16 protein-coding genes are annotated in these 15798 nt (G+C 65.1%); 12 read left to right on the top strand and 4 right to left on the bottom strand.

Annotation, left to right across the window (positions count from 1 at the left end; translation table 11 throughout):
- The first annotated feature begins 37 nt into the window (after positions 1–37).
- Positions 38–1012, top strand: coding sequence for an Lrp/AsnC family transcriptional regulator (locus OG716_RS14565; protein WP_405138160.1), 975 nt, complete (start codon positions 38–40; stop codon positions 1010–1012).
- A 266-nt stretch (positions 1013–1278) separates the two neighbouring features.
- Positions 1279–1488, top strand: coding sequence for a hypothetical protein (locus tag OG716_RS14560; RefSeq protein ID WP_405138159.1), 210 nt, complete (start codon positions 1279–1281; stop codon positions 1486–1488).
- A gap of 32 nt (positions 1489–1520) precedes the next feature.
- On the opposite strand, the gene OG716_RS14555 is transcribed toward OG716_RS14560, so the two are convergent.
- Complete coding sequence (locus OG716_RS14555) at positions 1521–2087, bottom strand: hypothetical protein (protein ID WP_405138158.1); 567 nt, start codon at positions 2085–2087, stop codon at positions 1521–1523.
- Between OG716_RS14555 and OG716_RS14550 the strand changes: the two genes are divergently transcribed.
- A complete protein-coding gene (locus OG716_RS14550; RefSeq protein ID WP_405138157.1) occupies positions 2080–2619 on the top strand; it encodes an SDR family oxidoreductase in 540 nt (179 codons plus the stop codon). The two genes, OG716_RS14555 and OG716_RS14550, sit on opposite strands and share 8 nt — an antisense overlap.
- A 51-nt stretch (positions 2620–2670) precedes the next feature.
- Here the strand turns inward: OG716_RS14550 and OG716_RS14545 are convergent, their stop codons facing one another.
- The 3 genes from OG716_RS14545 to OG716_RS14535 all read right to left on the bottom strand — a co-directional run bounded on the left by OG716_RS14545 (position 2671) and on the right by OG716_RS14535 (position 6295).
- The gene (locus OG716_RS14545; protein WP_405138156.1) at positions 2671–3753 is read right to left on the bottom strand and encodes a GGDEF domain-containing protein; all 1083 of its coding nucleotides are present in this window, start codon (positions 3751–3753) and stop codon (positions 2671–2673) included.
- Positions 3754–4171: 418 nt separating this feature from the next.
- Positions 4172–4591, bottom strand: coding sequence for a CD225/dispanin family protein (locus OG716_RS14540; protein ID WP_405138155.1), 420 nt, complete (start codon positions 4589–4591; stop codon positions 4172–4174).
- 138 nt (positions 4592–4729) lie between these two features.
- Positions 4730–6295 carry an adenylate/guanylate cyclase domain-containing protein gene (locus OG716_RS14535; RefSeq protein WP_405138154.1) on the bottom strand — a complete coding sequence of 522 codons (1566 nt, stop codon included), beginning with the start codon at positions 6293–6295 and terminating at the stop codon, positions 4730–4732.
- Between the two features lie 278 nt (positions 6296–6573).
- On the opposite strand from OG716_RS14535, the gene OG716_RS14530 reads away from it, so the two are divergent.
- The 9 genes from OG716_RS14530 to OG716_RS14490 all read left to right on the top strand — a co-directional run bounded on the left by OG716_RS14530 (position 6574) and on the right by OG716_RS14490 (position 15688).
- Complete coding sequence (locus OG716_RS14530) at positions 6574–7311, top strand: response regulator transcription factor (protein WP_405138153.1); 738 nt, start codon at positions 6574–6576, stop codon at positions 7309–7311.
- Positions 7312–7379: 68 nt separating this feature from the next.
- On the top strand, positions 7380–8258 hold the full coding sequence (locus OG716_RS14525) for a sensor histidine kinase (protein ID WP_405138152.1): 879 nt from the start codon (positions 7380–7382) through the stop codon (positions 8256–8258).
- Between the two features lie 73 nt (positions 8259–8331).
- Positions 8332–8916, top strand: a complete 585-nt coding sequence (gene ectA, locus OG716_RS14520; protein WP_405138151.1) for a diaminobutyrate acetyltransferase — start codon at positions 8332–8334, stop codon at positions 8914–8916.
- The gene (ectB, locus tag OG716_RS14515; RefSeq protein WP_355127454.1) at positions 8913–10187 is read left to right on the top strand and encodes a diaminobutyrate--2-oxoglutarate transaminase; all 1275 of its coding nucleotides are present in this window, start codon (positions 8913–8915) and stop codon (positions 10185–10187) included. The genes ectA and ectB overlap by 4 nt, the downstream gene beginning before the upstream one ends.
- 1 nt (position 10188) lies before the next feature.
- On the top strand, positions 10189–10584 hold the full coding sequence (locus tag OG716_RS14510) for an ectoine synthase (protein ID WP_327146103.1): 396 nt from the start codon (positions 10189–10191) through the stop codon (positions 10582–10584).
- Positions 10585–10608: 24 nt separating this feature from the next.
- Entirely contained in the window at positions 10609–11493 is an 885-nt protein-coding gene (thpD, locus tag OG716_RS14505) for an ectoine hydroxylase (RefSeq protein ID WP_405138150.1), read from the top strand.
- A gap of 639 nt (positions 11494–12132) precedes the next feature.
- A complete protein-coding gene (locus tag OG716_RS14500) occupies positions 12133–13014 on the top strand; it encodes a helix-turn-helix domain-containing protein (protein WP_405138149.1) in 882 nt (293 codons plus the stop codon).
- Positions 13011–13211: a DUF397 domain-containing protein gene (locus tag OG716_RS14495; RefSeq protein WP_405138148.1), complete on the top strand. Its 201-nt coding sequence runs from the start codon at positions 13011–13013 to the stop codon at positions 13209–13211. The genes OG716_RS14500 and OG716_RS14495 overlap by 4 nt, the downstream gene beginning before the upstream one ends.
- Before the next feature lie 884 nt (positions 13212–14095).
- On the top strand, positions 14096–15688 hold the full coding sequence (locus OG716_RS14490) for a TROVE domain-containing protein (RefSeq protein WP_405138147.1): 1593 nt from the start codon (positions 14096–14098) through the stop codon (positions 15686–15688).
- Positions 15689–15798: the final 110 nt, after the last annotated feature.

Genomic DNA, 15798 nt, shown 5'->3' with positions numbered 1-15798 from the left:
CAGCAGATATGCTCGCTTCTGGACAAAGGAGAGGAGAGTGAGCGTGGAATCGGACACGACACTGGATGATCTGGATCGCCGAATCGTGTCGGCCCTGCAGATCGACGGTTTCGCGCCGGTCGCCCGGATCGGCGAGGTGCTGGGCGTCTCCGGCCGCACGATCTCCCGCCGGTTGTCGCGGCTGACCCGATCGGCGAGGCTGCTGGTGACCCGGGTCCCGGCCCGCACGTCCTATCCGGCGGATGCCTCGATGGTGTTGCGCGCCAAAGTGCTTCGTGGTCGTATCGATTCCATTGCCGATGCGCTCGCGCGGCGTCCGGATGTGCCGTTCGTGGACATCACCCTCAGCGGCGACGAGATCGTCGCACTCGCGATCGCCGATCCGCATGCGCGGGATCGCCTGATCTACGAGCAACTTCCGGCCAGCAGCGCCGTGGTGTCCACCACCGCCCTGTCGGTGCTGCACGTCTTCGCGGACGCCGCCGATTGGCGCGCCGGATACCTCACTCCCGACGAGATCGCCGGGCTGACGCCGCCGGCGGCGACCGAGCCCGCCGCGCCCGATGATGCCGATATTCACCTGCTGACCGAGCTGACCCGGGACGCCCGCCTCGGAATCTCCGTATTGGCCACCGCGACAGGGCAATCCGAATCCACGGTGCGCCGTCGTCTGCACCGCTTGCGTGCGATGGGACTGCTGCGCACTCATGTCTCGATCGATTCGGCGCTGATGGGCTATCCGGTCGATGCGCACATTTGGATGAGCGTGTCACCGGGTCGGCTGCACGACACCGGATTACAGCTGGCGAGCGATCACCGGATACACGGCGTCATGGCGACAACCGGGCCCACGAATCTGCTCGCCACGGTATTTTGCCGGAATTTGCCCGGACTCTACGCATTCGTCACCGATACGCTCGGCCCTCTGGATATCGCGACCGTGGATACGAGCGTGGTCGGTCGCGCGGTCCAGCGTGCCGGTTATCGAGGCGCGACGATCCGATCGTGGTGACCGAAACTAGTACCGTTGTGCCACTCCAAAATTGGGTGTCCGGGCATTTGCCCGCAGGAAAGAAGTTGGCACAATAAGTCATCTACTGCCCGTTCCGCTACGGCGAGTCGTGCCGCTACAGTGATGTGCGGCCCAGGAGGTGTGGGGTAAGTCCCTGGGTCCGTTCGGGTGGTGGGGGTTTTGCTCGGCTCTCCCGGTGGCAATATGCAGCCGGGCGAAACTCCCACCGTACGAGCTTGTTACGTACATTCGAGGTGAGGGTGGCGATGACAGCGGTGACAGTGCCGAAGGCCCAGCAGTTGTTGACAACCCAGCAATTACTGACCGATGTTCTGCGTCGGTACGGCAGTGTGGATGCCTTTCTCAGCCGTCTCCGCGGCGCGCTTGACGCGCCAACTATCGAGTTGCCGAATATCAGCCCGGACGAACTCGCGCCGGAAGGAAGCGGTCGTCATCGCCGCCCGGATATTGGCTGAATCGGCCCATCGGAATTCGTTGGCGTTCGTCGTCAGATCAGGTGTGTGCCGCTGATATTCGAGGTCGGCGCACTACCGGTGTCGGCGATATGCGGGCCTACATCGAGAGTGACGTCATGCTGGGCGTCGACGCCGCGCACCAGTGAGATATGAAGCGCCCCAGCCTCTGCCGCTGCCCCCAGCGCCGCGTGCAGGGCGGCGATCGAGCGGAGATCGCTGTCGCCTGCGCGCAGTAGCACATCGCCGGTCCGGATTCCCGCGCTCTCTGCCCGAGAGCCGGGTTCGACCCCCCGGACCAGCAGTCCGGTGAACTCGGGGAGCCCCACCGCGCGGCGCATCTGCACGGCAATGTGCGCCGGCGCCAAAACCATTCCAAGCCTGGGGAATTCATCGTCGGGAACCGAACCCTCGAAGGACACCAGCAGTCGTCGCAGAATGCTCTCCAGGGCTTCGCGCTGCTCGGGGTCGAGCGCGGTGAGTAGTCGATCCTCGATGCTCAGATGCGCGGGCGTGACGCGATCGAACAGTTCCCGCCCCGCGGTGGTCAGCTCCACGCGTGTATTGCGCTTATCGCCCGGATCGGGGGAGCGGGTGACCAAACCCTGCTCCACGAGTCGATCGACGCGGACCACCGCCGCCGCCACCGACTGGCTCACGCTCTACAACACGAATGTCGCTTCGGCGGTGCGGCTCATCCACGCGCTGACACCGCAGATGCGAGAAGTCGGGTGGGGCCGGGTCATTCAGATCGGCAGCGCCGCGCACCCCGATCCGCTCCCCATGCGGGCCGCCTACAGTGCCGCGAAGGCCGCACTGGCCAATCTCACTGTCAGTCTCGCGAAGGAATTGGCCGCCACCGGGATCACTGTGAACATCATCAGCCCCGGGCCGGTTCTGGTCGACGGCTGGTGGGACTTCGCTCGGACGTTCGCACAGGGCCATGGTTTGGGTGACGACGTCTCCGCCGCGACCCGAATGCTGCTCGACGGGCCATTGGCCAACCCGTCGGATCGCCTCGTCGAGCCCGCCGAGATCGCGAGTTCGGTGGCCTTCCTGGCCAGTCCGCTCGGCGCGTCCATCAATGGCGCGAATCTACGCATCGACGGCGGATTGGTCTCGACCGTCAACTGAGCACCGGCGGCGCACCTCTCCGCAGGGGGAGTGCGGCCGCGCAGCGGAAGTTCAGCTGCGCCGTACTTCCGGTCGAATCGCCTCGTCGATGACCACGCGATTTCCGCCGTCGTGCTTGGCCTGATACATCGCCGAGTCGGCGCGCTGCAGCAGGACCTGCGGTGTGGGATGCGGGCCATCGCCGCCGATCGCCACGCCGATGCTCACGGTCACCGGCACGGTGTGCTGGGCGGCGGCGGACTGCCGGAACAGTTCGGCCGCGGCACTGGCCTCCTCGGCGGACATCAACCCGACCACGGCGAATTCCTCACCACCGGTCCGGGACACGATCAAATCGGGGGTCGCGGCCGCTTGAATCCGCTGTGCTGTCCGCATCAGCACTTCATCGCCCACCGAATGCCCGAAGCGGTCGTTGACGCTCTTGAATCCGTCCAGGTCAACGATCATGACGCAGATCCGAGCAAGATCACTGGTGGCGAACATTCTGCTCAAATGGAATTCGAGCCCGCGCCGATTGATCAGCTTCGTCAGCGGATCCGATATCGATTCGGTCTGCACCAGCCAGAACATGAACTGCAGCGAGGGCAGTGCCACCACCAGCGCGGCCATCACGATCAGCACGATGGCGGTGGCGAGGAATACGTCACCGCCGCCGCTCACCATGTGCCAGGACAGCACCAGTACCGACAGCACCGACCAGAGGGCGTGCGCGGCAAGGACTTTGGGACTGTGGAAGAAGGTGAGATAGGAGCCGGTCACCACCAGCAGGATGACGCCGAGCGACCCGTACACCCGATTCGAGTCCTGCAGACAGCCGACCGTGATGCTCACATCCGCGGCGGCGAACAGGATCAGCGATTCCTTCGCGCTCGGCCACGGCCCGAACCACCACCGCAGCGCCCACAGCAGTGCGCCGATACCGATGACAGCGAAGATCACGCGCCCCGACGTATCGGAGGGTCCACCGGGTGAGGCCGCCGTCGCCGCGGCCACGAAGGCCATGACCAGTCCGCCCGCACCGACGGACCATTGCTCCCAGCGCAGTACCGAATGCGATTCCAGGACGTGCACCAACCAGCGGCGATCGATCGGATCTCGCCACCACGATTTCAACAATCCCGCGCTGCCGGCCATGGGCTCCGTTTGGTCTCGGTCATGCACCGCGCAAGACCCGCCATACCCACGAAAGTCCGGGTCACTGCGATTTCACCTGTCAGATGCCACCCAGTGTAAGACGCCACCGCCCGGGCCCCGCCGTAGGCGCGGCCCACACCGGCCCAGGCGGCGGGTACCGGCTGCGCGCCTGGCGCAGCCCGTACGAGCACCGCGGACAGCCCGAGTGCGGCCGGTGCGCGACGTATTCGACAGCTGCGGTCGGAACCGCGGCGCTGACGGGCGGGAAGTGCGCGGTGGTCCGCGTTTTACCCGCCCGGATACGGCTCCAGCGCGGCATTCGGTGGAATATCGAATTGTGCATGCCCGCAGTGCCTTTCACCTGCTCGGTGTGGCGATCGTGTGCGGTCCGCGATGCGGGGCGCGGCGGGCGTGCCGGTCAGCCGCGGCGCATACGCGGGCCCGGTCCGCCGGAGAAGCCGTGGTGGTGGTGTCCGTGATGGATCATCACGATCAGCAGGATCAGATACAGCGTCCCGAACAGCACGATCAGCGCGCCGCCGACACACAGCGATACGATGCCGAGCCAGCGGGCCCGGTGCGAGGCATGCTGCGCGCCCTCGACATCACCCTCGCTCCAGAGCGGAAACACATTGAGCGCGTGGGTGAATGCCGAGAAGGCCAGCGGCCAGAAGACGAGCAGGGAGGCGACCGCCCAGCCCACATTGCTCGGCGGGCGGCGCACGGGGAACGCGGGCGGTGCGACCGGCGGGGGTTCGGTGGCCTCCGGTGCGGGTTCGGTGCTGATCGGCTCGGTGACGGAAGTCTCTGCTTCCGATTCCGGTTTCGGGTTCGTCATTGTCAAACCTCTTCGAATTACCAGGTAGGCGCTGTTCGCCACCTGCTATGAGGTCGATTACGTCACTGAAGTCTGGTGAAGGCCAGTGAATCGCCGGTGAGACACCGGTGACCTTTCTGCGCGTTTGCTGAATCCTCGCTAGTGACGGGGTCGGGCCAGGCGCGTCGGCTGAATCCGGCCCCGGAGTGTCACCGATTCGCCGATGTCCCAGTGCTTCTGTTCGGCGGCGGCGGCCGCGTCCACGGTGCTCGCGGAGGCCAGCACCCGGTGCTCATCGCTCTTGGCGAGTTCGCACAGCCGTGCCGCCTCATTGACGGCATCACCGATGACCGTGAACTCGTAGCGGCGGTGCGCGCCGACATTGCCCGCGACAACGCGTCCGGCGGCGACACCGATACCGGCATCGAATTCGGTGGTCTCGCTGGCGAGCCGCTGCCGGATGGCGCGAGTCGCCGCGAGTGCCGAACCCGCCGCATCGGGCAGCAGGGCGGGCGTTCCGAAGACCGCGAGGGCGGCGTCGCCCTCGAATTTGTTGAGCAGTCCGCCGTATCGTTCGACCTCGTCGACCACAATGCCGAAGAAGTCATTGAGAATCGTCACGATCTCGCGCGCAGGGCGGGTCGCGGCCATGGTGGTGGATCCGATGATATCGATGAAAATCGCTGCGGCATCCAATTCTTCGCCGCCCAGCTCCGGATTGCGCAGCAGCGCAGCCGCGGCGACGTCATGGCCCACATGGCGTCCGAACAGATCCCGGATCTGTTCCCGCTCACGCAATCCCAGCACCATGCGGTTGAAACCGCTTTGCAGTTCCCCCAATTCGGTACCGTCGTAGACCGTGACCGCCGCTTCCAGATCGCCGTCCTCTACTCGCCGCAGCGCATTGCGCACACTGCGAATCGGTGCGACCGTCGCGCCGAGCGTCTGTGTCATGAGCAGCCCGCCGAACACCAGCGTGGCGCCGCCGAGCGAGAGCACGCAGACCGCGAGCCGTTCGGTACTGATATCCACGCCGCTCAGCGCCAGGATCGCGACCACCATGAGCAGGGCAACGGGTGTCCCTGAACCGAGCATCCAGACCAGCGCCGATCGCCCGAACACTCCGATCCCGCGCAATTGCCGCGACGGCGCGGCATCGAGCACGCGCGCGGTGACCGGTCGCAGGGCGAACTCCGCGGCCAAATAGCTGTTGGCGCAGACGACAATCGCACTGGACCCGATGCCCAGTACGAATTTCGGCACGAAGGCGGGGTCGGCCAGTCCGTACAGCGGCGTGAGCACCGCCATTCCGCCCAGCCAGAGCAGCGCCTGCTGCACGACCAGCCGCCGGGGCACCCGGGCCGCCGCATGCCGCTCCTCGGCATCCGGGATCCGATCCGGATCGGTCGACCAGCGCAGCGTCCGTAGTCCCCAGACCGTCCCCCACACCATCCCGAGCAGCAGGGCCAGCGCCGCGTACAGCGGAGTCGCGACGAAGTTCAGCAGCACCAATCGGCGTGTGAACACCGACGGTCCGGGCAGGACTACCCCGATCAGCACCATGGCCACCGTGATGCCGATCAGATTCGCTCCGATCAACGGCACGGTGAGCAGGACCTGCACGCGCACCCGCCGGGACATCGCCCCTTCCTCGGCGGGACCGAGCAGCCTCGAACCCCATGGAGCCGCGCCCAGCGCCTGCCTGACCCCCTCGCCCTCGACCATGCGTGCAGCCTAGGCGAGACCCCGAACCGGTGCCGCAATCCGCCGAACAGATGTCGTGCCCCGAATCGCGCCGATCCACGGCTGGTTGTCGCTGGTCAGACCTTTGAAGGGCGGTATCGATGACAGTGTGCCGGTATCGGGGTTTGCTGGGAGTTGTTTGGCAACCGTTCGGGCGGGTAACCGATGTAGTCGTGTGTTCGAAAGGTGCGCCTGCGGGCAGTAGGCGCTTGATCGTGAGGATGCGGTTCGCCGTATCCGTGTGCAGGTGAGGGATGTGTATGGGTGCCAGCCTGATGATCGTGGAGGATGACGACCGGGTTCGCGGCGCTTTGCGGCTCGCCATGGAGGACGAAGGCTATGACGTCGCCGAGGCCGAGGAGGCCGAGACGGCGCTGGAACATCTGCGGGACCACGGTGTCCCGGATGTGATGATCGTCGATCTCATGCTGGGCGAAATGGACGGATTCACCTGTATTCGTGAGGTGCGCCGCGATCACGATGTGCCGATCATCGTGGTCAGTGCGCGCGACGACACCCATGATGTGGTCGCCGCATTGGAGGCGGGCGCGGACGACTTCGTCACCAAACCGTTCGAGATCAAGGAGATCACCGCGCGTATGCGCGCGCTGCGCCGGCGCGCGCGGCTGGCGTCGTCCCGGGACGACGCGCCCGATGATGCGACCGAGGAGGCGCCCGAAGAGGTGCTCCTGGACGCCGATCCGGATTCGCCGCTGGTGCTCTCGCCCGACGGCGGCACGGTCCGGCGTGGTGACGAGGAACTCCATCTGACCGTCACCGAATTCCGGGTGCTGTGCGAACTCGCCGCGAGTCCCGGGCGGGTGCTCAGTCGCACGGCGCTGCTCGAACGCATTTGGGACCGGGGCTTTTTCGGCGATGAACGCATTGTCGACGTGCATGTGCGCCGCTTGCGCACCAAGATCGAGCACGATCCCTCCGATCCGCAGATCGTGGTGACCGTGCGCGGTCTGGGTTATCGACTCGATGCGCAGCGCTGATCTCGATGCGCAGCGCTGATCCGGGCGGTACTGTCCCGGGTTCGCGTACCGAAAGCCTGCGCAGCCGTGTGATTTTCGCATTCACACTGGGGGCCGGGCTGATCGCGCTGGTGGTCGGAGTCACCGGATACCGCGTCGGTCGCGAAGGCGCCGATCCGGTGTTGCTGCTGATCGGCGGCGCGCTGGCCGCGGGCGCTTTCGGTGCGGCGGCGGGCATTTGGGTGAGCCGCCGATTGTCGGCGACGGTCGACGACTACGACATGATGGTCGATTCCCTGCGGCGGCGCATCGAACGCGAGCGCCGCCTGGTGGGGGATGTGAGCCATGAACTGCGTACCCCGCTGACCACCCTGATCACCAGTGTCGGTGTGCTGAACCGGCATTCCGAGGAACTGCCGGAGCGTTCCCGCCGTGCACTGGAGTTCGTCAGCGCCGAGCTCGAACATCTGCGTCACATACTCGACGACATGCTCGAGCTGGCGCGGGTGGAGGCCGGTGTGCATCGCGGCGATACCGAACCGCTCTCGGTCGCGGAGCTGCTCAGGCATATGTTAGCCGAGCGTTCGTACAGCCTGGACCTGCTGACGGTGACTGGTGAGGTGATGATCTCCGGCCGCAAGGTCGAGCTGGAGCGCGCGATCGGCAATCTGCTCGAGAACGCGAAGCGGCACGGTGGCGGCGTGACCGCGGTGACCGCCGCGCGGGTCGGGATGGAGGTGGTGATCACCGTCGACGATGCCGGCCCCGGAGTGCCTGCGGCGGAACGTGAACGCATCTTCGAGCGCTTCGCGACAGTCCGCAATGCCCGCCGTTCCGCCAGTGGCACCGGTATCGGGCTGGCGCTGGTCGCGGAAACCGTTGCGGCCCATCGTGGCCGGGTGGAGTGCGGCGAACGGCCCGGTGGCGGCGCCAGATTCACTGTTCGATTGCCCGGCGTCGCCGGATGACACGGGATCGTCACACGATCGTAATGAACCCAACAGCAGACCTCAAAGTTCGTCCGCGAGGCTCGAAAGGGTCATGCAGACGCAATTGAAGAAATTCGAAGCAATAGTCCAGCAAATCACTCGAGAGCGGCTCTCCGCGTTGCCTCCGGTGCGCGGCAGCAACGAATTCCTCGTCCGGGCTCCGGCATTGGAGGACGGAGCCCGGATATGGCGCATCGCCGCGGATTCCGGAGTCCTCGATACGAATTCGAGCTATGCCTACCTGCTGTGGTGCCGTGATTTCGCGGCCACCTCGGCGGTTGTCGAAATCGACGGCAAAGTAGGCGGATTCGTCATCGGATACCTGCGTCCGCAACAGCCCGGGACGTTTTTCGTCTGGCAGGTCGCGGTGGATGAGACATATCGCGGGCGCGGCCTGGGCGGCGCCATGCTCGACTCGCTCATGGACGGCCTGGCCGGGCAGGGAGTCTCCACCCTGGAGACGACCGTCTCACCGGACAACGCGGCCTCGACCGCTATGTTCGCCGCACTCGCCCGCCGTCGCGGTGCACTGCTCACCGCGCGGCCGCTCTTCGATCCCGGCCATTTTCCGGACGGACACGAACCCGAACACCTGTTCCGTATAGCCACGGCAATAGACCAGGAGGTGGGCCGATGACTGCCCCCGATTTGACCATTTTCGACGAACTCGAATCCAATGTGCGCGGTTACTGCCGCTCCTGGCCCGCGGTTTTCGATACCGCGTCCGGAGCCTGGCTGCGCGATGAGGACGGCCGGGATTACCTGGACTTCTTCGCCGGCGCGGGTGCGCTCAATTACGGGCACAACAATCCGGTGCTGAAGCAGGCGCTGCTGGAATACCTGGCCGGCGACGGCATCACGCACGGGCTGGATATGGCGACGGTCGCCAAGCGTCGTCTGCTGGAAACATTGCAGCGCACCATATTGCAGCCGCGCGGTCTGGACTACAAGGTGCAGTTCCCTGGGCCGACCGGCGCGAACGCGGTCGAGGCGGCGCTGAAGCTGGCGCGCAAGGTGACGGGCCGGACCTCTATTCTCAACTTCACCAACGCTTTTCACGGTATGACGCTGGGCGCCCTGGCGGTGACCGGCAATGCCGCCAAGCGGGCCGGTGCCGGTGTGCCGCTGCCGCATTCGACTCCGATGCCCTATGACGGCTATCTGACGGATTCGCAGGACGATCCGTTCGTGTGGATGGAGACCATCCTCGATGACGCTTCCTCCGGGGTGGACAAGCCCGCGGCGGTGATCGTCGAAACCGTCCAGGGTGAGGGCGGCGTCAATATCGCTCGTCCCGAATGGCTGTGCGCCCTGTCCGAATTGTGTTCGGCGCGTGAGATTCTGCTGATCGTCGACGATGTGCAGATGGGCTGCGGGCGTACCGGGCCGTTCTTCTCCTTCGAGGAGGCGGGCATCATTCCCGATATCGTCACGCTGTCGAAATCCATTGGTGGCTACGGGCTTCCGATGGCGCTGGTGCTCATGCGTCCCGAGCTCGACCAGTGGGCGCCGGGGGAGCACAACGGCACGTTCCGCGGTAACAACCCGGCGTTCGTGACCGCGCAGGTGGCGCTCGAGCACTACTGGTCCGACACCCTGCTCTCCACCGCGACTCTGGCCAAGGGTGAGCTGGTACACCGCACCCTGGACGAGATGTGCGGGGCATTCCAGGGACTGTCCACGCGCGGCCGCGGCCTGGTGCACGGTGTGGTCTTCGACGAACCGTCCCAGGCGGGCAAGGTGGCTCAGGTGGCCTTCGAGCGCGGACTGCTGGTGGAGACCTCCGGAGCCCAGGACGAGGTGATGAAATTGCTTCCGCCGCTGACGATTACCGAACCCGAGCTGGATCACGGACTCGCCATAATCGCCGACGCGGTCGCTGTCGTGTGCGACGGAAAGGGGCGCTGACATGATCGTGCGTAGCACTGCGGAGATCACCGGTACCGAACGTGATGTGGCAGAGGCGGGTTGGCGCAGCAAGCGCATTGTGCTCGGCGGCGACGGTGTGGGTTTCTCGTTCCACGAGACCACGATCGAGCCTGCGACCGTGCACGAGTTCCACTACCTCAATCATGTGGAGGCGGTGTGGCTCGTCGAGGGGGAGGGCAGTCTCACCGATCTCGACAACGGCGTCAATTACGAGCTGGGTCCCGGATCGATGTACCTGCTCGACGGCCATGAGAAGCACCGGCTGCACGCGCATACGCGGATGCGGATGATGTGTGTGTTCAATCCGCCGGTCACCGGCCAGGAAGTTCACGACGAGAACGGAATCTATCCGCTCGTCGCGGTATCGACCGACTAGTGGAATGACGGGAGTTTCCAGGGCATGACGGCAACGTACGACACCCGGTTCGACAGATATCCGACGCGCACGGACGGACCCGCACCCCATCTGGAGCGCACCGATCCCACGGTATGGGGTGAGGTCGGGACGGCGGCGCTGGCCAGTTTCGAGGCCGACGGGTACGCGATCCTGGACGGCCTGCTCGATCGGGCGGAGGTCGCCGATGTCGCGGCCGAGATCGAGCGCATGACAGGCGATCCCGAGCTGATGCTCGACGAGCGGGTCGTGATCGAACGCGAGTCGAACCGCGTCCGGTCGATCTTCGAGGTGCACAAGCTCAGTGTGCTGATCGCGAATCTGTTGCGCGAGAGTCGAATTGCCGGAATGGCCCGGCAGGTCCTCGGCTCGGAGGTGTACATCCATCAGAGCCGGATCAACTACATGCCCGGTCTGCGTGGCGCGGGTTTCTACTGGCATTCCGACTTCGAAACCTGGCATGCCGAGGACGGAATGCCCGCGCCGCGCGCGGTCAGCCTCTCCATCGCGCTGACCGACAATTTCCCATTCAACGGCAGCCTGATGGTGATGCCCGGCTCGCACCGGACCTTCGTGCCGTGCCAAGGACAAACTCCCGCCCAGCACTACCGAGATTCCTTGCGGGAACAGCAGATCGGCGTCCCCTCCGAAGCCGACATCACCGATCTGGCGAACCGCCACGGCATCGCCCAGTTCACCGGCCGCGCCGGCTCCGCCCTCCTGTTCGACTCGAACATCATGCACGGCTCGCCCAACAACATCACCCCCTTCCCCCGCTCGAACCTCTTCATAGTCTTCAACAGCGTGGACAACACCCTGACCGACCCCTACGCGGCCACCACCCCCCGCCCCGCCTACATAGGCAGCCGCGACTTCACCCCGGTCATGTAATCAGCGCCGCCCCGTTGAGAGGGACCACCCGAAAGGGCGGTCCCTCTCGCCATTTCCCAGAGCTCAACGCCCACCGTCCGCGCCCAACAACCGCATTGCCCGAGCACCCGCCGAGCACTCCTCGGCTCGGCAATCATGATGTAGCGCCAGAACTTCCGCCCACTGCCCCCGCGACCGCCCCTCCAGCACCACCCCATGATCCGCCAACTCCAACGTGAGCGGCGCAATGTACTCCACGCCCCTCACCTCCGATGCTTCCCGGAAGCCCGATGCCGCCCAGCCGAAACCGGCATCAACACCCGCCGCTCCCCACCGAGCCGCCCGCACAACACAAGAATCGCCCGACCGAATTCCGCCTGAAGCAACATAGGAAACCTCCTGCTGCGATGTGTTCCGAAGCCCGCCGATGGCCGGTAGTCCGCTCACCACCCGAAGCATTTGCGAAGGGGCACAACGCAAGAGCGATCCGCTCGGAATGGTCTGAGACTTCCCGGCCACCGGGGGCGATTTCCAGTAGACAACCGGACTATGCCTGCCGGAAGATTTCAGTCAGCGATTCGCTCGACTGATTCCTCATCTTCCAAACCTGCGCCGAAAATCATTCCAAAACGGCGCACGAACGATACTGAGGCTAACGGGATGACCGGTTCGACCGTTCCACGACGAATGTTGGGCCGCCGGCTCCGCCACCTGCGTGAAACCGCAGGTGTGAGTACTGCATTGGCGTGCAGAGCAATCGAGGTATCGCCCCAAACGCTGTGGCGGCTGGAGGGCGGCCAGTCGGTGAAGCTGAAAGCGATCTACGTCGAGGCGCTCTGCAGGCTCTACGAAGCTTCACCCGACGACACGGCAGCTCTGCTGGGGCTGGTACAGGAAGCTCAGCGTTCGGGCTGGTGGCACTCGTACGGCGATCTCGTACCGGCTCACTTCGATCTGTACCTCGGACTCGAGGAGTCCGCCCGCAGAATCACCACATGGCATCTCACGCTGCTGCCGGGCCTACTCCAAACCCCCGAGTATCGCCGCGCGATGATCTGGACTGTCTTTCCGGGGATGTCCACGCCTGAGGTGGAGCAGCGCGTGGAAGTGACCGTGAAGCGTCAGCAGCGGCTCGACGATCCGGAATTCTGTGTGTCAGCATTACTTTCGGAGTCGGTGCTGCACCATCAGGTGGGCGGCCCCGCCGTCATGGCGAGGTCTATATGGCATCTCGCCGAGCTCGGTGACCGGCGAAACGTCTCCATACGTATCGTTCCGCATCGGGTCGGGTCGCATCTCGGGCTGCAAACGGACCACTTCGTCCTGCTGGAGTTTCCGTCGGACACCGCTTCCGGGACCCGGACCAAGTGGATCGAGCCTCCGGTGGTCTACGTCGAGGGGTTTACCGGCGCCCTCTACCTCGAAAAAGACACCGAGGTCGACCGTTATCGCAGCGCGCTTGTAGAAATCAACCGACTTGCGTTGGATGAGGGGGACACGCGAAAGATGTTGGCACAGAGGGCGAAGGAGTGGGCACCGTGAGCATCCCCGACGAAAGACGCTGGTTCAAGAGCAGCTACTCCGCTCAGCAGGATGCTTGCGTGGAGGCTGCACACATCAGCGGGGGAGCGGTCGGCGTCCGCGACTCCAAAGATCCGGCCGGCCCGGTACTCACTTTCGCTCCCCGGCAGTGGGACAGCTTCCTGATCGCTCTTCGCGCAGGTACTTTCGACAGATAGCGCGTGGCACGGTGAGGCTCCGGACTGAGCGGTCAGATGCCCACCACCACGACATGATCTGCTGCCCGCGCCGATTCCGGACCGCTGTCAGCGCAGGTCCTACGACATGTAGCGCTTGATACGGCGATGGCCCGGCCTGAGCGGTCAAAAACCCAGTCATCACGGCAATATTTACCGCTCTGCGCTCATGTTTGACCGCTGAGACCGGTCTCGAAGCGGAACCCGCGACCTGAGGCCTCGCCGAGTGGGCTCTGGTGGTGGGATTTCTCGGCGTGTCTCCACCACCAGAGCCCACTCGGCGTCGTACTGCGCCAGGGTCGGCGAGGTGCGGTGAATCGAGGGTGATGAGGGAAGTGTCGGGGTGCTGGCGAAATTGGTTGGCGCGTGGAGGGGGCGACCACTTACAGTCGATCGAGTACAGCAGATGTTGTGTGAGCGGGCCGGATTCGGTCGGTTACCACTTCTAATGGGGATGTCGCGAGTTCGAATCTCGCCGGAGGCTTGCTTCCGTAGCTCAGTTTGGTAGAGCGCCAACACGTCGGTCGGAACAACATGACCGCTCACCTTGTCTGCTGTGGCGAGTAAGGACGGGCCGGAGCTGATCGGTTATCGGTTACCAAGGTTCAACTCCTTGCTGACATTCGGAGTGATCCGTATGCCAGTCCCGGTCGGCACACCATGACCGTCCGCGCTCGATTGCATTACAGGAGAACGGAAGACGGGCCGGTTTCGATCGGTTATCGGAGCGGGAATACGCGGGTTCGACTCCCGCCGAACGACATTGTCGTTCGTAGCCGAGTGGATAGGCGCCCGCCAAATCCGGTCGGCATGCACATGCCCGTCTTTTTCCATGCCCTTCGCAGGGCCGAACAAATGAGGTGAACATGGACGCTTATGCAGGCGTGAACCTGCGGGCAACCCCGCAGTCGCAGCCCGCCGACCGGCGCCAGGTTGCCAACAATGCCGGCGGTTTCACTTTCGAGGTGACGCCGGAAGTACGGCTGCGCCGATTCCTGACGCTCGGGACCGAGGGCGGAACGTACTACGTGAGCGCGCGTGATCTGACCAAGGAAAACGCTACTGTCATACTGGATTTCGCGCGCACTCGCACCGCGGACCTGGTCGCCGAAATCGTCGCGATCTCGACCGCGGGCCGGGCCCCGAAGCAGAACCCGGCGCTGTTCGCCCTCGCTGCCGCCGCATCTCTCGGTGACGTCGATGGCCGTCGCGTCGCGCTCGACGCCTTGCCGCTGGTCGCACGTACCGGTACCCACCTGTTCCTGTTCGCCCGCTACATCGAGCAGTTCCGTGGCTGGGGACGCGCGCTACGGCGTGCCGTCGCGCACTGGTACGTGGACAAGTCCGTCGACGACCTCGCGTATCAGGCCGTGAAGTACCAGCAGCGTGAGGGTTGGACGCACCGCGATCTGCTGCGTCTGTCGCACCCGGACACCGACCAGGACGAGCGCCGCCGCCTGTTCGATTGGATCTGCGACCGCGAAGCATCGCTCGAGGGGCTGCGCCTGATCGAGGGGTTCAAGCGCGCGCAGGACGCGCCGGTCGCACGCATCCCGGATCTCGTGCGCGAGTACCGGCTGTCGTGGGAGATGCTGCCCGACTCCGCGATCAACGAGGCGTCTGTATGGGAAGCGCTGCTGGACAGCGGTATTCCACAGACGGCACTGATGCGTCAGTTGCCGCGACTCACCCGTCTGGGTCTGCTGTCCCCGCTGGGGGTGCGTACCAAGGCCGTCGCCGAGCAGCTGGCCGACCGTGATCGTCTGCGGAAGGCTCGCGTGCACCCGGTGAATGTCCTTGTCGCGCTGCGTACTTACGCGTCCGGCCGATCGGCGCGCGGCGAAAGCTCCTGGGAGCCTACCCGTCCGATCGTGGATGCGCTCGATTCCGCGTTCTACCAGGCATTCGAGTCGGTCCAGCCGACCGGTAAGCATCACCTGCTCGCGCTGGACGTGTCGGGATCGATGATGTCGACAGTCTCGGGGCTGCCGTTGACCGCCCGTGAGGCGACGGCCGCGCTGGCCCTGGTCACCGCATCGACCGAATCCTCCTACGACATCGTCGGATTCACGTCGAACGGCGACTACCGGAACGCCGCACTGACCCGCCTGCCGATCAGCCCGCGTCAGCGCCTCGACGACGCGATCCGAGCGGTGAGCAACCTGCCGTTCGGTGGCACCGACTGCGCGCTCCCGATGCGGTACGCGCTGCAGAACCAGCTGCACGTCGATGTGTTCGCAGTGCTAACTGATAACGAGACCTGGGCGGGCCGGGTGCATCCGCATCAGGCGCTGCAGCAGTATCGGCGTGAGATCAACCCGGAGGCGAAGTTGGTGGTGGTCGGCATGACCGCGACGAACTTCTCCATCGCCGATCCGGCCGATGCGGGGATGCTCGACGTCGCCGGGTTCGATTCGGCGGTGCCGACGCTGCTGGCGGATTTCGCGCGCGGGCTCTGACGGCTGCGTGTGGCGATGATATGAAACGACGCTGACCAAGTATCTGGTCAGCGTCGTTTCGCTTGTGCGAGAGACGGATCTGAAAGCCGCTGCGGCCGGATGATCGCGCG

It is taken from the genome of Nocardia sp. NBC_01388 (assembly GCF_045040085.1).
GTDB lineage: Bacteria > Actinomycetota > Actinomycetes > Mycobacteriales > Mycobacteriaceae > Nocardia.
This window is presented reverse-complemented; position numbering and strand designations above follow the sequence as displayed.